19 protein-coding genes, 1 tRNA gene and 1 pseudogene are annotated in these 20,921 nt (G+C 74.8%); 5 read left to right on the plus strand and 16 right to left on the minus strand.

The window, feature by feature from the left end:
* Window position 1: 1 nt before the first annotated feature.
* A complete protein-coding gene (locus tag IPL61_09945) occupies window positions 2-1,081 on the plus strand; it encodes an MCE family protein (protein MBK9031640.1) in 1,080 nt (359 codons plus the stop codon).
* A gap of 108 nt (window positions 1,082-1,189) precedes the next feature.
* Here IPL61_09945 and IPL61_09950 read toward each other — a convergent pair whose 3' ends face one another.
* From IPL61_09950 to IPL61_09995, 10 genes and pseudogenes are all read right to left on the minus strand, one after another.
* Window positions 1,190-1,885 carry an ATP-binding cassette domain-containing protein gene (locus IPL61_09950; GenBank protein ID MBK9031641.1) on the minus strand — a complete coding sequence of 232 codons (696 nt, stop codon included), beginning with the start codon at window positions 1,883-1,885 and terminating at the stop codon, window positions 1,190-1,192.
* Between the two features lie 65 nt (window positions 1,886-1,950).
* Window positions 1,951-2,778 (minus strand): ABC transporter permease, encoded by an 828-nt coding sequence (locus IPL61_09955; protein MBK9031642.1) that lies wholly within the window; start codon window positions 2,776-2,778, stop codon window positions 1,951-1,953.
* Window positions 2,775-3,533, minus strand: a complete 759-nt coding sequence (locus IPL61_09960; protein ID MBK9031643.1) for an ABC transporter permease — start codon at window positions 3,531-3,533, stop codon at window positions 2,775-2,777. Before IPL61_09960 ends, IPL61_09955 begins: the two co-directional genes overlap by 4 nt.
* A gap of 65 nt (window positions 3,534-3,598) precedes the next feature.
* Window positions 3,599-4,333: an ATP-binding cassette domain-containing protein gene (locus tag IPL61_09965; GenBank protein MBK9031644.1), complete on the minus strand. Its 735-nt coding sequence runs from the start codon at window positions 4,331-4,333 to the stop codon at window positions 3,599-3,601.
* The gene (locus IPL61_09970) at window positions 4,330-5,385 is read right to left on the minus strand and encodes a tetratricopeptide repeat protein (GenBank protein MBK9031645.1); all 1,056 of its coding nucleotides are present in this window, start codon (window positions 5,383-5,385) and stop codon (window positions 4,330-4,332) included. The genes IPL61_09965 and IPL61_09970 overlap by 4 nt, the downstream gene beginning before the upstream one ends.
* Window positions 5,382-6,415 (minus strand): annotated as a pseudogene (locus tag IPL61_09975) (DegT/DnrJ/EryC1/StrS family aminotransferase). Before IPL61_09975 ends, IPL61_09970 begins: the two are co-directional and overlap by 4 nt.
* Before the next feature lie 27 nt (window positions 6,416-6,442).
* Entirely contained in the window at window positions 6,443-7,033 is a 591-nt protein-coding gene (locus tag IPL61_09980; protein MBK9031646.1) for a cupin domain-containing protein, read from the minus strand.
* 75 nt (window positions 7,034-7,108) lie between these two features.
* Window positions 7,109-7,540 (minus strand): hypothetical protein, encoded by a 432-nt coding sequence (locus tag IPL61_09985; GenBank protein MBK9031647.1) that lies wholly within the window; start codon window positions 7,538-7,540, stop codon window positions 7,109-7,111.
* Window positions 7,537-8,613, minus strand: a complete 1,077-nt coding sequence (locus IPL61_09990; protein MBK9031648.1) for a flippase-like domain-containing protein — start codon at window positions 8,611-8,613, stop codon at window positions 7,537-7,539. Before IPL61_09990 ends, IPL61_09985 begins: the two co-directional genes overlap by 4 nt.
* A gap of 3 nt (window positions 8,614-8,616) precedes the next feature.
* The gene (locus IPL61_09995; GenBank protein MBK9031649.1) at window positions 8,617-9,324 is read right to left on the minus strand and encodes a hypothetical protein; all 708 of its coding nucleotides are present in this window, start codon (window positions 9,322-9,324) and stop codon (window positions 8,617-8,619) included.
* Between the two features lie 93 nt (window positions 9,325-9,417).
* Here IPL61_09995 and IPL61_10000 point away from each other — a divergent pair, with 93 nt between their 5' ends.
* The 3 genes from IPL61_10000 to IPL61_10010 all read left to right on the plus strand — a co-directional run bounded on the left by IPL61_10000 (window position 9,418) and on the right by IPL61_10010 (window position 11,857).
* Window positions 9,418-10,251, plus strand: a complete 834-nt coding sequence (locus tag IPL61_10000) for a hypothetical protein (protein MBK9031650.1) — start codon at window positions 9,418-9,420, stop codon at window positions 10,249-10,251.
* Window positions 10,252-10,467: 216 nt separating this feature from the next.
* Window positions 10,468-11,457 carry a hypothetical protein gene (locus tag IPL61_10005; GenBank protein ID MBK9031651.1) on the plus strand — a complete coding sequence of 330 codons (990 nt, stop codon included), beginning with the start codon at window positions 10,468-10,470 and terminating at the stop codon, window positions 11,455-11,457.
* 157 nt (window positions 11,458-11,614) lie between these two features.
* Window positions 11,615-11,857, plus strand: a complete 243-nt coding sequence (locus IPL61_10010; GenBank protein MBK9031652.1) for a hypothetical protein — start codon at window positions 11,615-11,617, stop codon at window positions 11,855-11,857.
* 138 nt (window positions 11,858-11,995) lie between these two features.
* Here the strand turns inward: IPL61_10010 and IPL61_10015 are convergent, their stop codons facing one another.
* From IPL61_10015 to IPL61_10040, 6 genes are all read right to left on the minus strand, one after another.
* Entirely contained in the window at window positions 11,996-12,571 is a 576-nt protein-coding gene (locus IPL61_10015; GenBank protein MBK9031653.1) for a thymidine kinase, read from the minus strand.
* A 237-nt stretch (window positions 12,572-12,808) separates the two neighbouring features.
* Window positions 12,809-12,880 (minus strand) — tRNA-Cys (locus IPL61_10020).
* A gap of 58 nt (window positions 12,881-12,938) precedes the next feature.
* Entirely contained in the window at window positions 12,939-15,065 is a 2,127-nt protein-coding gene (locus tag IPL61_10025; protein MBK9031654.1) for a hypothetical protein, read from the minus strand.
* Window positions 15,065-16,372 (minus strand): serine/threonine protein kinase, encoded by a 1,308-nt coding sequence (locus tag IPL61_10030; GenBank protein MBK9031655.1) that lies wholly within the window; start codon window positions 16,370-16,372, stop codon window positions 15,065-15,067. The genes IPL61_10025 and IPL61_10030 overlap by 1 nt, the downstream gene beginning before the upstream one ends.
* Window positions 16,369-18,114 (minus strand): hypothetical protein, encoded by a 1,746-nt coding sequence (locus tag IPL61_10035; protein MBK9031656.1) that lies wholly within the window; start codon window positions 18,112-18,114, stop codon window positions 16,369-16,371. The genes IPL61_10030 and IPL61_10035 overlap by 4 nt, the downstream gene beginning before the upstream one ends.
* 69 nt (window positions 18,115-18,183) lie before the next feature.
* Window positions 18,184-19,449, minus strand: coding sequence for a serine/threonine protein kinase (locus IPL61_10040; protein ID MBK9031657.1), 1,266 nt, complete (start codon window positions 19,447-19,449; stop codon window positions 18,184-18,186).
* Window positions 19,450-19,572: 123 nt separating this feature from the next.
* Here IPL61_10040 and IPL61_10045 point away from each other — a divergent pair, with 123 nt between their 5' ends.
* Complete coding sequence (locus IPL61_10045) at window positions 19,573-20,907, plus strand: adenylosuccinate lyase (protein MBK9031658.1); 1,335 nt, start codon at window positions 19,573-19,575, stop codon at window positions 20,905-20,907.
* Window positions 20,908-20,921: the final 14 nt, after the last annotated feature.

Raw genomic sequence — 20,921 nt, forward strand, 5'->3', positions numbered from 1 at the left:
CGTGACTCCCGGCGGCGAGCCGCGCGCCCAGCTCGCGGTCGGGACCGCGGCCCTGGCGCTGATCGCGCTCGCGGTCGTGTTCGTCCTGGCGATCTGGCCGCGGCTGTCGTTCGGCGGCGGCGACCGGGTCGAGGTCGCGTTCGCCCACGTCGGGTCGCTGCGCGAGGGCGCGCCGCTGATCGTCGCCGGCGCCGCGATCGGGCGCATCGATCACATCACGCTGGTCGCGCCGGGCGGGGTCGCGCCCGATCACCCGCTGGCCGCGACCGGCGGCGCCGTGGTCGTGGTCCGCCTCACGCCCGCGAGCCGGCGGCGCTGGGCCGCCAACGCCGAGGTGTTCATCTCGTCGAAGGGCTTCCTGTCGAGCCGCTACCTCGAGCTGGGGCCGCCGCCCGCCGGCGCCGCGCCGGCCGCGCCGATCGCCGCCGGCGCGATGGTGCGCGGCGTCGATCCGCCGCTGATCGATCGCGCGCTCCAGCGCACCTGGGACAACCTGATGACGTCGCGGCGATTCCTCGACGACGTGCGCCCGGAGTTCGACCGCCTGCGCACCGAGCTGACCGCGCTGGCGGCGACGCTCGAGGCGGCCGAGCCCGAGCCCGGCGCGCTGGCCGCGCTCGGCGGGCGCATCCGGGCGGTGGTCACCGAGGCCCGGACCCTGGGCGCGACCCTCGAGGACGCCGGCGCCGACCCGGCGGCGCTCGGCGCGCTGGCCGACCGGGCCGAGGCGGCGCTGGGGCGGATGCGGACCCAGATCGCGGCCCTGCGCGCGGCGGCCGATCAGCTCCTGGCCGAGGTCGCGCGCGTGCGCGGCCAGCTCGCGACGGCGGCGCCCGCGGCGCTGGCGCGGATCCGCGGCCTGCTCGACGACGTCGACCACCAGCTCGCCCGGGCCCAGGCGCTCATGGCCAGCACCCGCGCGCTGCTCGCGGTCCTGGCCCGGGGCGAGGGCAGCCTGGCGCGGCTCGGCAGCGACCCCGAGTTCCCCGAGGACGCCAAGGAGCTGGGCCGGATCCTCAAGCGCACGCCCTGGCGGATCATCGGCCACACCGGCCGCCCCGACACGCACCCCAACCCGTGAGCGCGGGCGCAGCTCGAGCTCGCCGCGGGCGAGCCGCCGACCTCGGCGCGCGTCGTCGAGGGCAGGTCGCGCGCGCCGCCGCGCGCCCGCCGACCTCGGCCCGCGTCGTCAGAACCCCGGCGTCTCCATCGGGCCGCTCGCGGTGCCGCCGATGAACTGCTGGACGATCGGATCGGCCGAGGCGGCCAGCGCGGCCGGGGTGCCCAGGCAGTGGACCCGGCCCTGGTACAGGAACGCGACCCGGTCGGCCACGGTCATGATCGACGGCAGATCGTGCGAGACCACGACCGAGGTCACGCCCAGCGAGCGCGAGCGCTCGAGGATCAGGCGGTCGATGCGGCGGGCGTTGATCGGGTCGAGGCCGGTGGTCGGCTCGTCGAACAGCACGACCTCGGGCTCGAGCGTGAGCGTGCGCGCGATCGCGGCCCGCTTGCGCATGCCGTCGGACAGCTCGGTCGGGTAGCGGTCGGCGAACTCGGCCAGGTAGACCTCGGCCAGCCGGCGGCGGGCGTCGTCGAGCGCGGCCCGCCAGCGCAGGCGCTTGTGCTTGCGCAGCGGCAGCGCCACGTTCTCGGCCAGGGTCATCGCGTCGAACAGGGTCGCGCTCTGGAAGACCATGCCGATCCGGCGCCGGATCGGGTAGAAGCCGGGCTCGTCGAGCTGATCGAGGCGCTGGCCGTCGAACCAGATCTCGCCGGCGTCGATCGGCAGGAACCCGACCAGGTGCTTGATCGTCACCGACTTGCCGACGCCCGAGGTGCCGATGATGTAGAGGATCTCCCCGCGGGCGATCGTCAGGTCCATGCCGCGCAGCACCGGCTTGCCGGCGAACGCCTTGGCGACGCCGACGAACTCGACGTAGCCGCGGCTCACAGCTTGCCCCCGAAGAACCACAGCGCGCCGACCGACAGCGCGAAGTCGAGCGTGATCACCGCGAACGAGCTGCCGACCACCGCCGCGGTCGTGGCCCAGCCGACGCCCTCGCTCGAGCCGCGCGCGCGCAGCCCGCAGAACCCGCTGACGATCGGGATCGCGGCGCCGTAGGTCACGGCCTTGAGCAGGCCCAGGACCAGGTGGCGCGGCATCACCATCGCCGGATCGAAGAACGTGCGCGGGTTGACGCCGAACGACAGGTACGCGGTCAGGCCGCCGGCGCCGTACATGATCGCCGAGCCGATCAAGGTCAGCGCCACGGTCATCACGATCGACGCCAGGAACCGCGGCACCAGCAGGTAGTCGATCGGCAGCACGCCCGACATGCGCAGCGCGTCGAGCTGCTCGGTGACCTTCATCGACCCGATCTCGGCGGCGATGCCGGCGCCGACCCGGGTCGCGAGCATCATCGCGGTCAGGGTCGGGCCGAAGTCCGACACCACCAGCCGCAGGAACTGGACCCCGACCTGGGACAGGTCGCCGATCGCCCGCGAGAACTGCAGGCACGCCTGGTACATCATGACCATGCCGATGAACCCGAGGGTCACGGCCACGAACACCAGCGACCGGTTGCCGATCGCGTACATCTGCTCGAGCACCGCGCCGCGCGGGCGCCGGCCGCCGCGCCGGTAGCTGCGGACGACGCCGGCCAGGGTGCTGACCAGCACCAGCCACAGGTCGACGGTCGCGCGCACCGCGGTCACCGGCGGCCGGCCGATCGCCGCGACCGCGCGCACGGGCCAGGGCGGACGGGCGGCGCTCATGCGGTCGCGTAGGTGATGAAGAAGTCGAGCAGCATGATCGAGACCGCGGCCGCGACCACCGCGGCGTTGACCGCGCGGCCGACCCCGACCGCGCCGCCCTTGACGGTGACGCCGAAGTAGCACGAGCTCAGGGCGATCGACGCGCCGAACGCGACCGACTTGCCGACGCCGTGGAAGAAGTCGTGGGGCGTCAGGTTGGTGGCGAAGCTCGCGTACATCGTGCGCCAGTCGATGTCGAGCACCAGCCGGGCCACGACCGCGGCGCCGACCAGCGCCACCAGGTCGCCGATGATCGTCAGCGCGGTCAGCATGATCAGCATCGCCAGCACCCGCGGCACGATCAGGTAGCGGATCGGATCGATCGCCAGCGCGCGCAGCCCGTCGAGCTGCTCGGTCACCGTCATCGTGCCGAGCTCGGCGGTGTTGTTCGCGCCGACCCGGCCCGAGAACATCAGCCCGATCAGGATCGGGCCGATCTCGCGCAGCACCGCGTAGCCAGCGGCCCAGCCGGCCAGCGAGGTCGCGCCCAGCCGGTTCACGAACGGCGCCGACTGCACGACCATCAGGCCGCCGGCGAAGAACGCGGTCAGCGCGACGATCGGCACCGAGCGGTTGCCCATGCGGTGGAGGTTGCGGACCAGCTCGCGGCCGTCGAGCCGCGGCGGCAGGAGCGCGCGCAGCACCTGGCCGGTCAGGATCGTGATGCCGCCGACCTCGCGCGCGATCGCGATGGCGCGCGCGCCCAGGGTCGAGATGGTGCGCTCGCCGAGCACCGCGGCAATGTAGCCCGGAACCGGGCCCGGCCGCGCCCGCCCCGAGGTCAGAGCGGCCCGTCGAGCGCGCCGCGGACGAACTGGCGCACCACCGGATCGGGCGCGTCGGCGAGGTCCGCGGCCGGGCCCTGGTAGGTGATCCGCCCGGCGAGCACGAACACCACCGACTCGACGAACGTGCACAGACCGACGACGTCCGACGACACCGCGATCGCGGTCGCGCCGCTGGCGTCGTGGTCGGCCCGGAGCAGGTCGTAGACCTTCGACGTCGTCACCGGATCGAGCCCGGCGGTGGGCTCGTCGTACAGCACCAGCTCGGGCGCGGCGATCGTCGCGCGCGCGATGCCGACCCGCTTCTTCATGCCGCCCGAGAGCTGGGCCGGCTCCTTGTCCTCGCTGCCGGCCAGCCCGACCGCCCGCAGGCGGTCGCGCACCCGCGGCGCGATCGCGGCCTCGGGCTCGCCCCGCTGCGCCAGCGGGAAGCCGACGTTGCCGGCGACGGTCAGGAAGTCGTAGAGGGCGTAGTTCTGGAACAGCATGCCGATGCGCGCGCGCACCGGCGCCAGCCGCTCCTCGGACCAGCCGGTCACGTCGGTGCCGTCGATGCGCAGCCGGCCGCGGCTCGGCGGGATCAGGCCGGCGATGACCTTGACCAGCAGGCTCTTGCCGGCGGCGGCCGGGCCGATCACCCCGAGCCGGGCGCCGGCCGGCACCGCCAGCGTCACGCCGTCGAGCAAGGTCGCGCCGCCGAGGACCACGCCGACGTCCTCGAGCTCGATCACCGGCGGGCCTCGGGACAGCCGAGCCGGGCCTGGCGGGCGCGGGCGTCGGGCGCGAACCGCGACTCGGCGTCGGCGGCGAGCAGGCGGGCCGCCGCGGCGCAGGCGGCGTCGGTGCGGCCGCGCGCCTCCTCCAGCGCGGCCAGGTCGGCCAGCGCGTCGTCGACCAGGATCGACCTTGGGTAGTCGCGCGGCAGCCGCGCGAACGCCGCCGCCGCGCCGGCGACGTCGTGCAGGTCGTCGCGCAGCACCCGGGCCAGCAGCAGCTGGGCGTCGTCGAGCCAGACCGAGAAGTACGAGCCAGCGCCGAACGCGACCTCGCGGGTCGCGACCAGCGCGCGCAGGCGGGCCACGGCCCCGGCCGGATCGCCGGCGGCGCGGGCCAGGCTGGCGGCGCGCCAGCGCGCGTCGTCGCGCAGCCCGCTGGTGGGGTGATCGATCGGGAGCCGATCGTAGAGCGCGATCGCCGTCGCCGGATCGCCGAGCTGGTCCGCGGCGAGGCCGGCCATCGCCCACAGCAGGTTGTCGGCCACGTCGGTGTCGACCAGCGCCTCGTAGGTCACGCGCAGCCGGTCCCACAGCGCCCGCGGTGCGTCGTCCTGGGCCCGGCGCACCAGGTACCCGACCGCGTCGCCGGCGAAGGCCTCGTCGGGGTAGCGCTCGACCACGGCCCACAGGTAGCCCGCGGCCTCGGCCGGGCGCGCGGCGTCGTAGGCCAGGCGACCCGCCCGGAACAGGCCCTCCGCCGCGGGCCGGGGATCGCCGTGGGCCCGGTCGGCCACGGCGATGTACTCCGCGATCGCGCGGTCGCGCTGACCGTGCTCGGCCAGCAGGCTCGCGTGGGCCAGGAGCGCCCGGCCGCAGTCGGCGTCGGTGGGCTGGCGGCTGGGCGCGCGCTCGCAGCGCGCGGCCGCGGCCGCGTAGGCGGCGAGGGCTCCGTCGACGTCGCCGGCCCGCTCGCGCTCGTAGCCGCGCGCGAGGTCGGCCGGGATCGGGGGCGCCGAGCACGCGCCGGTCGCCACCGCGAGCGCGAGCGCCGCGACCGCTCGGATCATCGCGCCCGCGCGGCCGCCGCCAGCACCGTCGCGGCCCGCTCGCAGCCGGCCCGATCGACGTCGAGGTGCGTGACCAGGCGCAGCCGGCCCGGCGCGATCGTCGAGATGCGCACGCCCTCGTCGGCGCACGCGGCCACCAGCGCCGCGGTGTCGAGCGGCGGCCGCACCTCGATCACGACGATGTTGGTCTCGACCCGCGCCAGGTCGATGCCGAAGCCCGGCACGTCGGCGAGGCGCTCGGCCAGCAGGCGCGCGTGGGCGTGGTCGTCGGCGAGCCGCTCGCGGTGGTGGGCCAGCGCGTGCAGCCCGGCCGCGGCCAGGATGCCGACCTGGCGCATGCCGCCGCCGTACATCTTGCGCAGGCGATGCGCGCGGCCGATCAGCTCGCGGCTGGCGCCGACCACCGAGCCGACCGGCGCGCCGAGCCCTTTCGACAGGCACACGCTGACGCTGTCGAACCCGGCGGTCAGCGCGCGCACCGGCCGCCGGTCGCGATCGCCGCGTTCCAGATGCGGGCGCCGTCGAGGTGCGCCGCCAGGCCCAGCGCCCGGGCCGCGGCCAGCACGTCGTCGATCTGCGCCCGGGGCCAGACGATGCCGCCGCCCATGTTGTGGGTGTTCTCGACGGCGACGACGCGCGACGGCGCCAGGTAGTAGATGCCGGGCTTGTACGCGGCCCGGACCTCGGCGCCGGTGAAGCGCCCGTCGCCGGCGATCATCGCGGTCTGCGCGCCCGCGAGGGCCGCGAGCGCGCCCGACTCGAACCGCCAGCAGTGCGCGTCCTGACCGACGATGACCTCGTCGCCGGGCCGCACCTGCGCGGCCAGCGCGATCTGGTTGGCCATCGTGCCGCTCGGGACGAACAGCGCCGCCTCGGTGCCGAGCAGCTCGGCGACGGTCTCCTCGAGCCGCAGGACCGTCGGGTCCTCGCCGTAGACGTCATCGCCGACCTCGGCCGTGGCCATCGCCTGGCGCATCGCCGCGGTCGGCCGGGTGACAGTATCGGAGCGCAGATCGACCGAGGTCGGCATCGCCGCGACGATACTACGCGGCGCTGGTCACGCGGGCGGCCGCCGGGCCGCGAAGTCGACGCCGGCGTGGCGCACCGCGATGACCAGCTCGGTGGCGCTGATGGTCACGAAGTCGTGGGCCGAGCCGGCCGGCAAGACCAGCGTGTCGCCGGGGACGTAGACGTGGCCGGCGTGGTCGCGCCCGGACCCGCTCAGGAACAGCGAGTGCTCCTCGCTCAGGTGCGCGTGCCACGGGAACGTCGCGCCCGGGGCGATCCGCAGCAGGCCGCAGTCGGCGGTGGCGTGGCGGGGCCCGCCCTTGAAGATCGCGAACTGCATGCCCGGCATCGGCGCGTGCCACTGGCTCGGCTCGTCGACCCAGCCGAGGATCTCGCCGGCCCGCTCGAGCGTCAGGTCGTACAGCGCCGCGACCCGGGCGACGAAGCCCGCCAGGGGCCCGGCGGCGACGCTGCCCAGCAGCCGCGCGCGGACGTGCGCTGGCGGGGGCTGGTCGGGCAGGGCGAGCGCCAGCGCGCAGGCGGCCGCGCGCAGCCCCGCGACCTCCTCGCGGTCGGTCGCGTCGTCCGGCTCCGCGAGGTCGAGCGCGCACAGCGCGAGCCGACCGGGGTCGACCGTCATCGCCGGGGCTCGGGCGCGGGGACAGACTTCATGTGGGACCGCCCAGCGTACGAGCGAGCGGCCGCGGCGGATCGGTCAGCCCGCGCCGGTCGGCGGCGCCGGCTTCGGGGCCGGCGCGGGGGCGGGGGCGGGCGCCGGACGCGGCTCGTCACCCAGGTCGGCGCGGAGCTTGGCGCGCAGGCGGTCGATCAGGATCGCCTCGAGGTAGGCGGGCCGGTCGCTGATGTCGAGGACGATGGCGACCGTGGGCTTGCCGTCGCGCTCGGTGGTGACGACCTCGAACGACGCCCGGAACGGCTTGCCGTCGTCGACGTACTCGAACACCACGTAGCCGGCGGCCGCGTCCTTGTCGAGGATCTTGGCGTCGAGGTCGATCCGGAGGAAGCGCACGGTCGCGGCGAACACGCGGTCCGCGGCGTAGCCGACGGTGGTCTGGGTGCGGGCGGCGGCCGGGGCCGGCGCGGCCGCCAGCGCCACCGCAGCCACGAGCGAGGCGAGGCGAATCACGATGCGGGATCGTCGCTCCCGATCGCCTCGGGGGCCAGTTTTCGCGCGCGCCACACATCGCCGAGCGAGACGTACGGGCTCGCGATCGCGGCCAGGCCGGCGCCGACGTACCAGACCACCTGCAGGCCGTGGATGAAGATGGCGTAGGTCAGCAACCGGCCATACAAGGGCGAGGTCCCCTCGAGCACGCCGCTGCCGAGATCGAGCGACACGCCCAGCATCGTCAACCACTGGAACTGCCCGACCAGCCCGGGCGAGTTCGGCAGGCTGATGCCGACCGCGACCAGGCCCATCGTCGCGAACGCGCCGGTCAGCGACAGCGGCAGGCCCAGGCCGCGGGCCAGGATCCAGGTCGCGAAGCCGTTGGCGACCCAGTAGACCACGCTCCACGCCGCGAACCGCGCCAGGTTGTGCCGGTCCTTGAGCACGGCGAAGCCGCGGATCAGCTCGAGGAGCTTCTGCTCGATGACCTCGGCCGCGCGCGGCGCGAACCGCGGCAACAGCGTCAGCTTCAGCGCGAACTGCACGGTCGCCGCCGGGCGCCACATGGCGAACACCAGGAACAGCATCACCGTCGTGAAGCCCGCCAGCGCCAGGTACGCCGTCGGCATCATCCACCCGGGCGAGCTGGGGCCGTGCAGCGCGAAGAAGCAGCCGACGACCATCAGCGACACGACGACGCCGTCGCCGACGCGCTCGACGAAGACGGTGCCGAGCGCCGCCGAGGCGGACACCTCACCCTTCTTGCGGATCAGCGCCGGCCGCACGAACTCGCCGAGCCGCGCCGGCAAGAGCAGGATCGCCGCGAACCCCGCCGACGACACCGCCAGCATGCGCCCGAACGGGATCCGCACGCCGAGCGGCGCGAGCAGGTAGTTCCACCGCCACGACCGGCACACGTGGACCACGGCGATGAGGCCGTAGAACCCGAGCAGGGTGGGGAGGAACTCGGCCCAGTCGAGCTGGGTCCAGGTCTCCGACAGCGCCGCGCGGCCGTGCTCGTTGGGCCAGACCAGCCACAGGCACAGGGCGAGCATTAGCACCGACAGCAGGAGGTTGATCGCCAGCTTCATGACTTACTCGGGCAGCTCGCCCAGGAGGATCGCGCGCGGGCCGTGGTCGAGGAGCCGATCGACCGCGGCGGCGCCCAGGCGCTTCTGGATCCAGCCGATGCCCTCGGCGGCGGTCCGGACGTCCTCGACCGAGTGGGCGTCGGTGGCGACCGCGGCCGCCCAGCCACGCTCGACGTAGCGGCGCGCGGCCTTCTGCTGGGGCTTGCCGTGGTAGCCGGCCAGCGCGGCGAGATCGATCACGAACGCACACTGCTTGCGCAGGCGATCGACCAGGGCGTCGTCCGCCCACAGCGCCTCATAGCGCTCGGGATGGGCCAGGACCGGGATCCGCCCGGCCATGCGCCAGCGAAACAGGTGATCGGCGGCGCCCACCGGCATGAGGTGCGGCCGCAGCTCGACCAGGAAGGCGTCGCCGTCGTCGTAGGACGGGATCGCTCCCTGCTGGGAGCGCTCGAAGAACACATCGTCCCACATGTTCTCGGCCCCGAGGTGGAGCTGGGGCCCCACGGCGGTCTCGCGCACCGCGGCGAACGCCTGGTCGATCGCCGCCCGCGAGGGCATGAACTGACCGGCCTTCTGGTGCGGGGTCGCGTAAACCTCCGTGAACCCGAGGGCCGCCAGGGCCGACAGCATCGCCCGCGAGGTGACGAGGTCCCGGGCCCCGTCATCGAGGCCGAACAGGCAGTGGTTGTGGAGGTCGACGAAGCCCACGGCGAGCGCGGAGGTATCGCACCGACCGCCACGCCCCGCAAGCGCGACGCCGACGGTCACCGTTGCCCGACTCGATCGCGCGTGATAAGGATCATGAAGCCTCCGCCCGGGGGCACAGACGTCATTGCCTGGATCCGTCGTGCGGATCCGAGCCCTTGTGAGGACACGATGGCCCAGCCCGAAAAGCGTGAGAACTCGGTTTTGTTTTCGTTGCGCGAGCTGCGCACGATCGAGGAGAGCCGGGTCAAGGAAGAAGAGTCCGCCGCCGTCGAGGTCGAGCAGGCGCGCATCCGCGCCCGGCTCGAGGCCGAGCGTCGGGTCAAGGAAGAGGAAGACGCCAAGGTGCGCGCCGCCGAGGAGGCCGCGCGCCATGAGCGCGAGATGACCGAGATGCGGCTCCGTGAGGAGCAGATGCGCATCCAGGAGACCGAGGCCCGGGCCCGCGCCGAGCACCAGGCTCAGCTCGAGGCCTCGCGCCTCCAGCACGAGATGGAGATCCGGCGGGTCGAGGCGTCGAAGAAGCGCCCGACCTGGCTCGTCATCACGGTCGGCGTGGCCGTCGTCGCCGCCGCGATCGCCATCTTCGTGACCGTCCAGAAGATCAACGCCAAGGACAAGGCGGATCAGGATCGCCGGGCGGCGCAGGCCGAGAAGGAGAAGGCCGAGGAGGCCAAGAAGGCGGCCGAGAAGGCTCAGCGCGATCTTGAGGTCGAGGTCGAGGGCTTCCGCGTGACCCTGGCCGGTCTCACCAAGCAGATGGACGACGCGAACCGCGATCTGCTCGCCGCCAACTCCCAGGCCGACCGCGACAAGGCCGCGGCGCGCCAGGCCGAGATTCGTCGTCAGCAGGCTGCGGTCCAGGCCGAGATCGATCGCCGCCGCGCGAAGGTCAAGCCGAAGTGCCCGCCTGACCAGCCGCTGTGTTGATGGGAGGGTTTTTCAGAAAAACCCTCCCCCATTTCGCTCCGCGAAATGGGCCCCCCTCCCGAAACGTGTGACCACGCGGCCCCGGGACGTTCAGCGGACGGTGGCGGCGGCGCGAGGGAAAGACCCTTCCCCCATTTCGCTCCGCGAAATGGGCCCCCCTCCCGAAACGTGTGACCACGCGGCCCCGGGACGTTCAGCGGACGGTGGCGGCGGCGCGTGGGAAGGCTTCGGCTTCGGCTTCGGCTTCGGCTTCGGCTTCGCGGCTTCGGCTTCGGCTTCGGCTTCGGCTTCGGTTTCGGCTTCGGCTTCGGCTTCGGCTTCGGCTTCGGCTTCGGCTTCGGCGCCGGCGCCGGCGCCGGCTTCGGCTTCGGCGCCCGGCGCCGGATCCGGTTCCTGGGGTGCGGATCGTGCGCTGCAACCGATCGGAGGTGGTCGTGTCTCGCGATCATGCAAGGCAGCGCGCGCGAAAACTCGGTCCTGTTCTCGCTGAAGGAGCTTCGCTCGATCGAGGCCCGCCGGGTCGAGGATGAGGTCGAGGCAGCGCGCGCGCGGGCGGCCGAGCGCGAGCGCGAGCGCGCGCACGAGGCGGCGCGCCTGCGGGCGGAGGCGGCGGAGCGGGCGCGGATCGAGGAAGAGATCGAGCGGCACGCCCGCGAGACCCTGGCGCTGCGGCTGCGCGAGGAGGAGCTGCGGGTGCGCGAGGCCGAGGCGCGCGCGCGCGCGGACCAGGAGGCGCGGCTGGCGTCGGAGCAGCTGACGATCGAGCTGGAGGCGCGTCGGACGATCGCCGCGTCGCGCCGGCCGGTGTGGCTGTCGGTGGCCGCGGGCCTGGCCGTGGCGGTGCTCGGCGCCGCGGTCTACCTCGCGGTCGACAGCCAGCGGGCCCGGGACAGCGCCGAGCAGCACCTCGTGGCGCTCAACCAGGCGCGCGACCAGGCCGACGCAGATCGCGCGCGGGCCGTGCGCGAGTCCGCCGTGGCCAAGGCCGAGCTCGCGCAGATCTCGGGCGACCTGGCGACCCTGGGCACGCAGATCGACGACCTCGAGCAGCAGATCAACTCGGCCAACACCGCCGCCCAGCGGAGCGCGCTCGACGCGCGCGCTGCGGCGGAGCTGCGGGCCGAGCGGCTCCGCCTCGAGCGCGAGGCCGCGGCTCGACGCGCCGGCTTCCACGGCAAGTGCCCGCCCGACAAGCCGCTGTGCTGAGGTCCGCGGGCGGCCACGCGGCGAGCGCGATGTAGGCGCTCCGAGCGGCCCCGGCGGTGCTCCAGGAGCGCTGGCAAGACCAGGTCGGTCGCGTTACGATGGCGGTGTCGCCGTCGACGTCACCCTCTGCTCCCCGAGGCCGCTGATGACGCCCGAGTTGCCAACGCTGCGCTGCGAGATCCGCCACCCGTCCCCCGCGCACGGCTGGCTCAAGTGGAGCCTGGCGCTGGTGGTCATCGCCGGCGGCATGGTCGACGCGCTGTGGTTGGTCCCGGCCCAGCGCGAGTCCGCGCGCCGGTGCCACCGCGCTGAGCGCGTCGAGACGACGCCCGCACCCACGCCGACGCCGCGGCCCCGCGTCACCCGGGTCGACAACGTGCTCCTCGGCGCGCCGCGCTGATCGCCAGGCCGTCGGCGATCTGATCGCCAGGTCCGTCGGCTCGTCGGCTCGTCGGCTCGTCGGCTCGTCGGCTCGTCGGCTCGTCGGCTCGTCGGCTCGTCGGCTCGTCGGCCCGTCGGCTCGTCCGCTCGTCCGTCGTCAGCTCGTCGTGGCCGCGCGCACCGCGTCGTCGTAGTGCCGCCAGCACACCGGGTGGTACTCGGTGTCGCCGAGCTGCACCGTCGGTCCGTCGATCGCCGCCTTGCCGTCGGCCAGGCGCAGGTTGCAGATCGCCTTGCCGTTGCAGTACTGGCAGGTGACCTTGACCTCCTCGATGCGGTCGGCCAGCTCCATCAAGCGCTGCGCGCCGGGGAACAGCCTGGTGCGGAAGTCGGTGCGCAGGCCGTAGCAGATCACCGGCACGCCCGGGTCGACCGTCGCGCGCCGCAGCGCCTCGACCGCCGCCGGCGTCAGGAACTGGGCCTCGTCGACCAGCACGCAGTGGTATCCAGCGAACTGCGCGGGATCGAGCGGCGTCGTGTCGTCGATCACCAGATCGGCCTCGGCCGACAGGCCCGAGCGCGACGCGATCGTCGTGCCCCCGAAGCGCGTGTCGATGCGCGGCTTCACGAGCAAGACGCGCTTGCCCTGCTTGCGGTAGTTGTGGGCCACGGCCAGCAGGTTCAGCGTCTTGGCGCTGTCCATCGTGCCGTAGCGAAAGTAGAGCTTGGCCACCGCGCGAGGCTACTCACGCCGCGCCCGCCCGTCGAGCACCCCACGCACCGAGCCGCCCGCTCGCTCGCCGACCGATCCGCGAGGGACCCTCCGGATGCGCCCACCACCCGCCCCGCGATGAACGCTCCGGATGCGCCCACCACCCGCCCCGCGATCGCAGGCTCCGGGCCGTTTCGGGTGGGGGCCCCGGCGAATGCCGGGGGAGGGGTTTTTCGAAAACCCCTCTCTAGTAACTCGAGGAGCCGCCCGGATTTGAACCGGGGGATGGAGGTTTTGCAGACCTCTGCCTTACCACTTGGCTACGGCTCCGACGGTCCGGATGTAGCAAGGCCCCGCCCCCGGCCGCAAGGGCGAGGTCGCGAATCCTTCATCGCCCGCGGCCGACGCGCAGCTCGAGCCCGAGGTTGACCTCGAGGATGTCGGTGACGCCGCCGGCGCGGTCGGCGGTGATGAACTGGCGACCGTCGAGCCGCAGCCGCATCGCGTCGCCGATGTCGACGGCCCCGGTCAGGCCCCAGCCGACGTCGGGGTCGACGTCGTCGGTCGCGTCGCGCGAGTCGCTGGTGAGCGCGTAGGCGCCGGCGCTGGCAAGCGCGCGCAGCTCGAACCGGCCGCGATCGATCATGCGGACCCCGGCGCTGGCGTGGCCGCCGAGCACCAGCGCCGACTGGTTCGCGCCGACGAAGCGGGTCGGGATGGCCGCGACCTCGGCCTCGACGAACACGTTGCGATCGACCCAGTAGGCGGCGCGCGCGCCGACCGCCGGGCCCGTGCCGACGACGTCGGACGCGAGCGCGGCGTTGCCCAGCTCGGTGCCCTCGACCGCGCCGGTCGGCAGGTACGTGACGCCGGCGAACCCGCCGACGGTCCAGCGCGGGCCGGCCGCGGGCGCGGGCCCGGCGGGCGGCGGCGTCGCGGCGGTCGCCGCGATCGGCGCCACTGTGATCTCGACCTCGCCGAGGCTGCGCTGGGTGGTGGCGTCGACGACGCGGACCACGCCGGTGACCGGCGCGTCGGCCGCGGCCCGCAGCGTGGCCCGGAGGCCGGTCGCGGTCCGCGTGGTGCCCTCGACGGTCAGGCCGACCGACGGCTCGAGCTGCCACGCGTCGCCGAGCGGCGCGTCGGCGGTCAGCGCGATGATCAGCTCGGTCGTGCCGCCCGCGACCACCGCCGCTCGATCGGCCGCTGCCGCGAACACCACCTCGGTCACCGCCAGGGTGATCGGCGCCAGGGCCAGGCCCTCGGCGGTGGTGCAGCGGACCTCGGTCGGGCCCGGCGTGAGCAGCACCGCGACCGCCGCCGGCGCGCCGCCCGCGCTGCACGTGACGCCGTCGGTGACGATCCGGGTGCCGCGCGCCACCACGATCGGCGCGCCGGCGCGGGCCGGGTCGATCGGCTCGTCGTCCCCGACGGCCGCGGCCACGGGCGGCGCGTCGGCGCCCGGCGCCGCCAGCGCGATGCCACGGACGGTCACCGCCAGCGCGGACCCGGGCTTGCCCTCGAGGCGGTCCTTGTCGAGCGACGCCACCTGCGCGGTGTACGCGCCCGGTGGCGCGCCGAACAGCTCGAACCGGGTCACCGTCGCCGGCAGCTCCGCGGCGGCGACCACGGCGGTGCCGCGCAAGAGCTCGAAGCGATAGCTGGCCGCCTTGGGCTCGGCGGTCCACGCCGCGGTCACGGTGGCCGCGCCGCCGACGGCGACGAAGCCGACCGGTCCGGCGTCGAGCCAGGTCGGCGCCGGCGGCAGCGGCCGCGGCGGCTCGGGCCGCTTGCCGCGCGCCACCCGCGTGCCCATCCCCGACTTGACCGCGACCTGCCCGCCGGCCTTGCCGCGCAGCGCGATCGCGGCGCCGTCGTGGTTGGCGACCATCGACAGGCCGGCGTCGTCGACCCCGACCACCGCGCTGCCGCGGCCCAGCTCGGCCACCGCCGACGGGGTCGTGACCTTGAGCGGCTTGCCGGTCAGCTCGCCGAGCCGGCTGCGCAGGGTGCCGCGCTCGAGGACGGCCTCGGGCGCGTCGAGGCGCGCGCGCCGCCGCTCGGGGCCGTAGATGATCACGACCGTGTGCTCGCGCAGGTACAGCTGCTGGGCGTCGGCGAACGTCACCTCGGCCGCGGCCCGCGCCTGGGCCCCGACCCGCCACGCCCGGAACAGGTCCATGCCGCGCTTGGCGGCGTCCCAGTCGGCCTCGCTGGGCTTGCGCACCCGCACGTCGCCGGTCTTGCTGGTGAGCTGCGCGTCGGCGACCGGCTCGATGTGCGGCACCTTCAGCACCTGTCCGGCCTTGAGCGCGTGCGGCAGGCGCCCGAGCTGCGGGTTGAGGCGGTGCAGCTCCGGCAGCAGGCGCCGGTCGCCCAGCACCTTCACCGCGATCTCCATGCAGGTCTCGTCGTCGCCGACGACGTAGTCGTCGGGCGGCTGGTCGGCGTGGGCCGGAGGCGTCAGCGCGGCGGCGACCGCGGCGGCGACGAGGATCGAGCTGGTGAGGCGCATCAAGTTCTCCCGGGCTTCGCGCGGCGCAGGCGTCGTTCGACCTTGCGCGCGGCCGCGTCGGCGGCGATGGGGCGGGTGAGGACGTCGACGGCGCCGCGCCGGGCCAGCGCCAGCGCGCCGGCGATGTCCCCGGCGTCGACCGTGGCGATCACCGGGCGGCCGCTGGCCAGCGCGCGCTCGACCAGCGCGGGCGGACCGTCGACGACCACCAGCTCAGCGGGGCCGGCCGCGGGGTCGTCCGTCCGCGCGCTCGCGATCCCGATGGCCGCGAGCGCCACCATGACCTCGTCGCTGATCGCGCCCAGCACCGCGACGGCGCCGATCGGCGCGCCGGTCGGCCCGGCCTGGGTCGTCTCGGTCCGGGTCACCATCCGGTGGGCGCGGTCCTCGTGGACCTTGCCGCGGCCGAAGCCGGGCTCGGGGTGCCAGCCCGCGGCGGTCAGGCGCAGGGCGGCGCGGTCGCACTCCTCGGCGACCTCGCGCATCGTCGGTCGGTCGGCCGGCGCCTTCTGCAGCATGCGCGACACCAGCAGCGCCACCGCCGGCGGCACGCCCGGCGCGAGCGCCGTCAGCAGCGGCGCCGCGGTGTAGACGTGGCGGCTCATGATCAGCGCCGGCGCGCCGTCGAACGGCGGCCGGTCGGCGATCAGCTCGAACAGCACGCACCCCAGCGCGTAGACGTCCGACGCGGACGTGAGCGTCGCGGCGCGGGCCTGCTCCGGCGACATGTACGCCGGCGTGCCGCCGGTGACGTCCGCGCTGGTCAGGCGCCCGACCTGGGCGTCGCCGTCGAGCGCGAACGCCAGGCCGAAGTCGATCACGACGGCCCGCTCGGCGTCGCCGCGGCGGTCGAGGAACACGTTGTCGGGCTTGAGATCGCGGTGGACCAGCCCGGCGTCGTGGGCGTGGGTCATCGCGCGGGCGACCTCCGCGGTGATCGTCAGCGCCCGCCCGAGGTCGAGCCCGACGGCGGCCTCGCGGAACAGCGTCGTGCCCGCGAGCATCTCCATGACCAGGAAGCCCTGGGCCCCCTCCTGGCCGACGTCGAAGACCTTGCACAGGCCGCGGTGGTCGAGCCGCGCGGCCAGCTTGCCCTCGCGCAGGAACCGCGCCCGGGCCAGGGCGTCGGTGATCGTGACGATCTTGAGCGCGACGTCGCGGCCCAGGACCTGATCGTGGGCGCGCCACACCGTGCCCATGCCGCCGGCGCCGAGCATGTCGACCAGGCGGTAGCGCCCGAGCACGACCTGGTCGAGATCGGGGATCGGCTGGAGCCCGACCGGCGTCGTCGGTTCGCCGCCGGTCACGTCGTGACCTCGAACAGCTCGATCGGCTCGGCCCGGCCCGGGACCTGGTGGGTCCCGAGCCCGACGTAGTCGCCGTCCGGCGCGGCGTCGCGGGTCGTGCGCGACGCCAGGATCTGCTGCGGCCGGGCCAGCGCCTCGAGCCGCGCGGCGACGTTCACGGTGTCGCCGATGCAGGTGTACTCCATGCGGGCCTCCGACCCGAAGTTGCCGACCACGGCGTCGCCGGTGTTGATGCCGATCGCCAGGTTGATCGTGACGCCGTACTGCGCCGCCCAGGCCTCGTTGCCGACCTCGAGCCAGCGCAGCATGTCCTCGGCCGCGGCCACCGCGCGGGCGGCGTGATCGGGCTGCTCGGCCGGCGCGCCCCAGAACGCCATGACGCAGTCGCCGATGAACTTGTCGACGGTGCCGCCGTGGCGGAACACGATCTCGGTCAGGATCGTGAACAGCTGGTTCAGCATCGCGACCACGTGCTCGGGCGGCAGCCGCTCGACCAGGCTGGTGAACGACGCGACGTCGGCGAACAGCACGGTGATCGGCCGGCGCTGGCCGCCCAGCCGCAGGTCCTGCTTGCCGGCCACGATCTCGTCGACGAGCTGCGCCGGCAGGTAGCGGCCGAGGTCGCCGCGGATCTTGCGCTCGCGCGCGATCGTGGCCTCGCTGGCCGCCAGGTCGGCGGCCGCGCCCGACATGGCCGTGGCCAGGTCCTCGAGCTCGTCGCCGGTCGCGATCGTGACCCGGCGATCGAAGCGGCGGTGGGCCAGATCGTCGGCGAACCGCACCAGCGCGCGCACCGGCGCCGCGAGCCGCCCGCTCCACACCAGCGCGCCGCCGACCGCCGCCAGCATCGCCAGCGCGATCGCGATGATGACCGCGCGCCGCATCCGCGGGATCGACGCGAACACCTCGGCCTCCCGGCGCTCGGCGATGACCACCCACGGCACCTCGTGCAGGCTCCGCGCGGCGCCGACGACGCGGCCGCCGGCGCGCGGGTACACGCCGAACGCGTCGAACGTGATCGGGCGGGCCGGGTCGTTCGAGCCGATCTTGGCCAGCACGCCGACGACGCCGTCGGTGCGGGCCGGGGGCAGGGCGAACGCGCGCTCGGGGTCGGGGTGGGCCAGGATCCGCAGGTTGGCGTCGACGATGAAGACGCTGTCGAGGTCGTCCTTGAAGATCTCGTGGGCGATCTGCTCGACCTGATCCTGGACCGCGGTCAGCGACACCGGCGCCAGCACGTACCAGGTCGCGGCGGCGCCCTTGACCGGCACCATCATCAGCGCGCGCGGGCCGCTCGGGCTGGTGAAGGCCGCGCTCACCGCCGGCAGCCCGTCGACGGCGCGGGCCCGCAGCTCCGCCGGCGCGATCGCCGGCAAGAGCGGCGCGGCCCCGGGCTCGGCCACGACCTCGATCGTCGCGCCGGCGCCGTCGTAGATGCCGACCTGATCGATCGTCGGGCTCGCCGACACCAGCCGGCGCGCGACCGCGACCCGCACGTCCTCGGGCGCGTCGCCGTCGGCCAGCGTCGCCGCGATCGCGGTCAACGTCGCCTCGGTGTCGTCGAGGGCGCGATCGCCGGCCCGGGCCAGGTCGGCGACGACCGTGCGCAGCTGCCCGCGGATCGTCTCCTCGAGCGCGCGTCGGTTGACGTCGATCAGCACCCAGCCGATCACCGCGAGCGGGATCACGACCAGGGCCGTCGTCATGACGGCGAGGCGGAGGCGGAACGAGCGTCTACGCATGAGGCGACCGATCTGCACCATGCCCGACCACGGCGGGCAGGTGCCATGTAGCGTCCGGGTAGGTGAGGGTCACTTGGCGGGCGGCCCGCTCGACGGCCGCCGGTGGCCGGCGAGGCGGCGCAGCTTGCGCGCGAGCTGCTCGGCGCGGACCGGCCGCGGCAGCGCGTCCCGGCAGCCGACCCGGACCCGCGCGGCGACGCCGTCGAAGTCGCCGGCCGGCACGTCGGTGACGACCGGCACCCCCGCGGCCACCAGCTCGGCCAGGCGCGCCAGGGTCGCCCCCGGCGCGAACACCGCCACCGGCGTCCCGGGCGCGCCCGGGGCCAGCGTCCGGACGCCGGCGACCGCCAGCTCCAGGCGCAGCTCCTCGTCGAGCGGGCCGTCGACCGCGATCGCGATCGTGGCCGGATCGTCGGCGCCGTCGTCGAGCGCCGCCGGCCGCGGCAGCACCCGGTCCGAGCGCTCGCGCAGGCGCAGCGCGCCGCTCGGGCCGTCGGCGGGCGTCAGCGCCGCGACCAGGGCCGCGGCGACCGCGGCGGCGGTCGGGCGCAGCGGCGGGCTCTTGCCCAGCATCGCCAGGACCAGCTCGTCGATGGCCGGCTCGATCGGCGGCTCGAGCTCGAGCTCGCGCAGCGCCAGCGGCGGCGCGTAGGCGTGCCGGGTCAGGAGCTCGGCCACCTGGCCCAGGAACGGCGGTCGCCCCGCCAGCATCTCGTAGAGCGTGCAGCCCAGCGAGTACACGTCCGAGGCCGGGCCCACCGCCTTGCCGCGGGCCTGCTCGGGCGACATGTAGGCCGGCGTGCCGCCGAGGATGCCCTCGTCGGTCATGCGCCCGATCGAGCTGGTCGGATCGGCGATGAACGCCAGGCCGAAATCGACGACGCGCACGTCGGGCCCGTCGGCGGTGCGGTCGACGAACGTGTTCTCGGGCTTGATGTCGCGGTGGACCAGGTTGATGCGGTGGGCGGCCTCGAGCACGCGCGCGATCGCCAGCGCGATCTGCAGCGCCTCGGCGCGCGGCAGCGGCGCGGCGTCCAGGCACGCGCGCAGGGTCTGACCCGCGACCAGCTCCATCACCAGGAACAGGCCGCCCGGCGCCTCGCCGAAGTCGAGCACGCGCACCGCGTTCTCGTGGGTGAGCGTGGCCGCGACCCGGGCCTCGCGCACGAACCGCGCCCGGGCGTCGCCGCGCTCGGCCAGGTTCGCGTGAAGGATCTTCACGGCCACCGGCCGGTCCAGCTCGAGCTGGATCGCGCGCCAGACCACGCCCATGGCGCCCTGACCGATCGGGACATCGAGCCGATACTTGTCGGCGAGGAGATCTCCGGTCTGCAAACCGCCCCGTGTATATCACCGCCGGCCGGGGGACAGACCGGTCGCGGCGGCGTACCGGCCCTTGCGCCCGGCGACCGCGCTTGGTACGGAAGCGCCGCGGCCGTCCGCGCCGCACCCCGCGCGATGATCGACCGCTACAGCCGCCCCGAGTTCGCCGCGATCTGGTCCGACGCCACCCGCTACGGCCTGTGGCTCGACATCGAGCTGGCGGCCTGCGCCGCGATGGAGCGCACCGGCCGGGTCCCCGCCGGCACCGCCGACACCGTCCGCGCCGCCGCCGCGGGTCGCCTCGATCCCGCGCGCATCGCCGCCCACGAGCTGGTCACGCGCCACGACGTGATCGCGTTCCTGACCCACGTCGAGGAGCTGGCCGGCGCGCCGGCGCGGTGGCTGCACCTGGGCATGACCTCGTCGGACGTGCTCGACTCGGCGCTGGCGCTGCAGAGCGTGCGCGCCCTCGACGGCATCCTGGTCGGGCTCGACGGCCTGGCCGTGGCCCTGGCCGAGCAGGCCCGGGCCCACGCGCGGACGCCGGTCATGGGCCGGTCCCACGGCATCCACGCCGAGCCGATCACCGCCGGGCTCACGTTCGCCCGCTGGTACGCGGAGCTGGCCCGGGCCCGGACCCGGGTCGCGACCGCCCGCGCCACGATCGCCGTCGGCAAGATCGCCGGCGCGGTCGGTGTCTACGGCAACCTCGATCCCGTCATCGAGCGCGAGGCCCTGGGCGAGCTGGGCCTCACCGGCGAGACCGTCGCCACCCAGATCGTCGCGCGCGATCGCCACGCCGAGGTGCTGTGGGCGCTGGCCATGGTCGGCACCACGATCGAGCAGATCGCGCTGGGCGTGCGCCACTGGCAGCGGACCGAGGTCGGCGAGGCCGAGGAGGGCTTCGGCAAGGGCCAGAAGGGCTCGAGCGCGATGCCGCACAAGAAGAACCCGATCCTGTCGGAGAACCTGTGCGGCCTGGCGCGGCTGCTGCGCGGCTACGCCGGGGCCGGCCTCGAGGACGTGGCCCTGTGGCACGAGCGCGACATCTCGCACTCGTCGGTCGAACGGGTCAGCTTCCCCGACGCCACGATCCTGACCGACTTCATGGTCGCCCGGGCCACCGGCCTGGTCCGCGGCCTCGTGGTCCACCCCGAGCGCATGCGCGCCAACCTCGAGGCCTCGGGCGGCCTGTGCTTCTCCGAGGCCGTGCTGCTGGCGCTGGTCGCGCGCGGCCTGCCGCGCCAGGAGGCCTACGTGTTCGTCCAGCGCTGCGCTCACGCCGCGATGGCCGAGGGCGCCGCCGCCGGCAAGGGCCCGCCGCCCGGTCGGTTCCGCGCGCTGCTCGGCGCTGATCCCGACGTGGGCCAGCACCTCGACGCCGCGACCCTCGACACCTGCTTCGATCTCGAACACCACCTGCGCCACGCGCCGACCATCCTGGCCCGCGCGCTCGGCGACCCACCGTAGCGCCCGGAGCCGCC

The organism is Myxococcales bacterium (assembly GCA_016717005.1).
Classification (GTDB): Bacteria; Myxococcota_A; Polyangia; order Haliangiales; family Haliangiaceae; genus UBA2376.

What these genes read in the sequence shown, in the direction of transcription:
- IPL61_09950 (MBK9031641.1), bottom strand. Translation starts at nt 1,885, where the DNA reads ATGGACCTGACGATCGCCCGCGGGGAGATCCTCTACATCATCGGCACC.
- IPL61_09955 (MBK9031642.1), bottom strand. Translation starts at nt 2,778, where the DNA reads ATGAGCGCCGCCCGTCCGCCCTGGCCCGTGCGCGCGGTCGCGGCGATC.
- IPL61_09970 (MBK9031645.1), bottom strand. Translation starts at nt 5,385, where the DNA reads ATGATCCGAGCGGTCGCGGCGCTCGCGCTCGCGGTGGCGACCGGCGCG.
- IPL61_09980 (MBK9031646.1), bottom strand. Translation starts at nt 7,033, where the DNA reads ATGACGGTCGACCCCGGTCGGCTCGCGCTGTGCGCGCTCGACCTCGCG.
- IPL61_09990 (MBK9031648.1), bottom strand. Translation starts at nt 8,613, where the DNA reads ATGAAGCTGGCGATCAACCTCCTGCTGTCGGTGCTAATGCTCGCCCTG.
- IPL61_10000 (MBK9031650.1), top strand. Translation starts at nt 9,418, where the DNA reads ATGAAGCCTCCGCCCGGGGGCACAGACGTCATTGCCTGGATCCGTCGT.
- IPL61_10025 (MBK9031654.1), bottom strand. Translation starts at nt 15,065, where the DNA reads ATGCGCCTCACCAGCTCGATCCTCGTCGCCGCCGCGGTCGCCGCCGCG.
- IPL61_10035 (MBK9031656.1), bottom strand. Translation starts at nt 18,114, where the DNA reads ATGCGTAGACGCTCGTTCCGCCTCCGCCTCGCCGTCATGACGACGGCC.
- IPL61_10045 (MBK9031658.1), top strand. Translation starts at nt 19,573, where the DNA reads ATGATCGACCGCTACAGCCGCCCCGAGTTCGCCGCGATCTGGTCCGAC.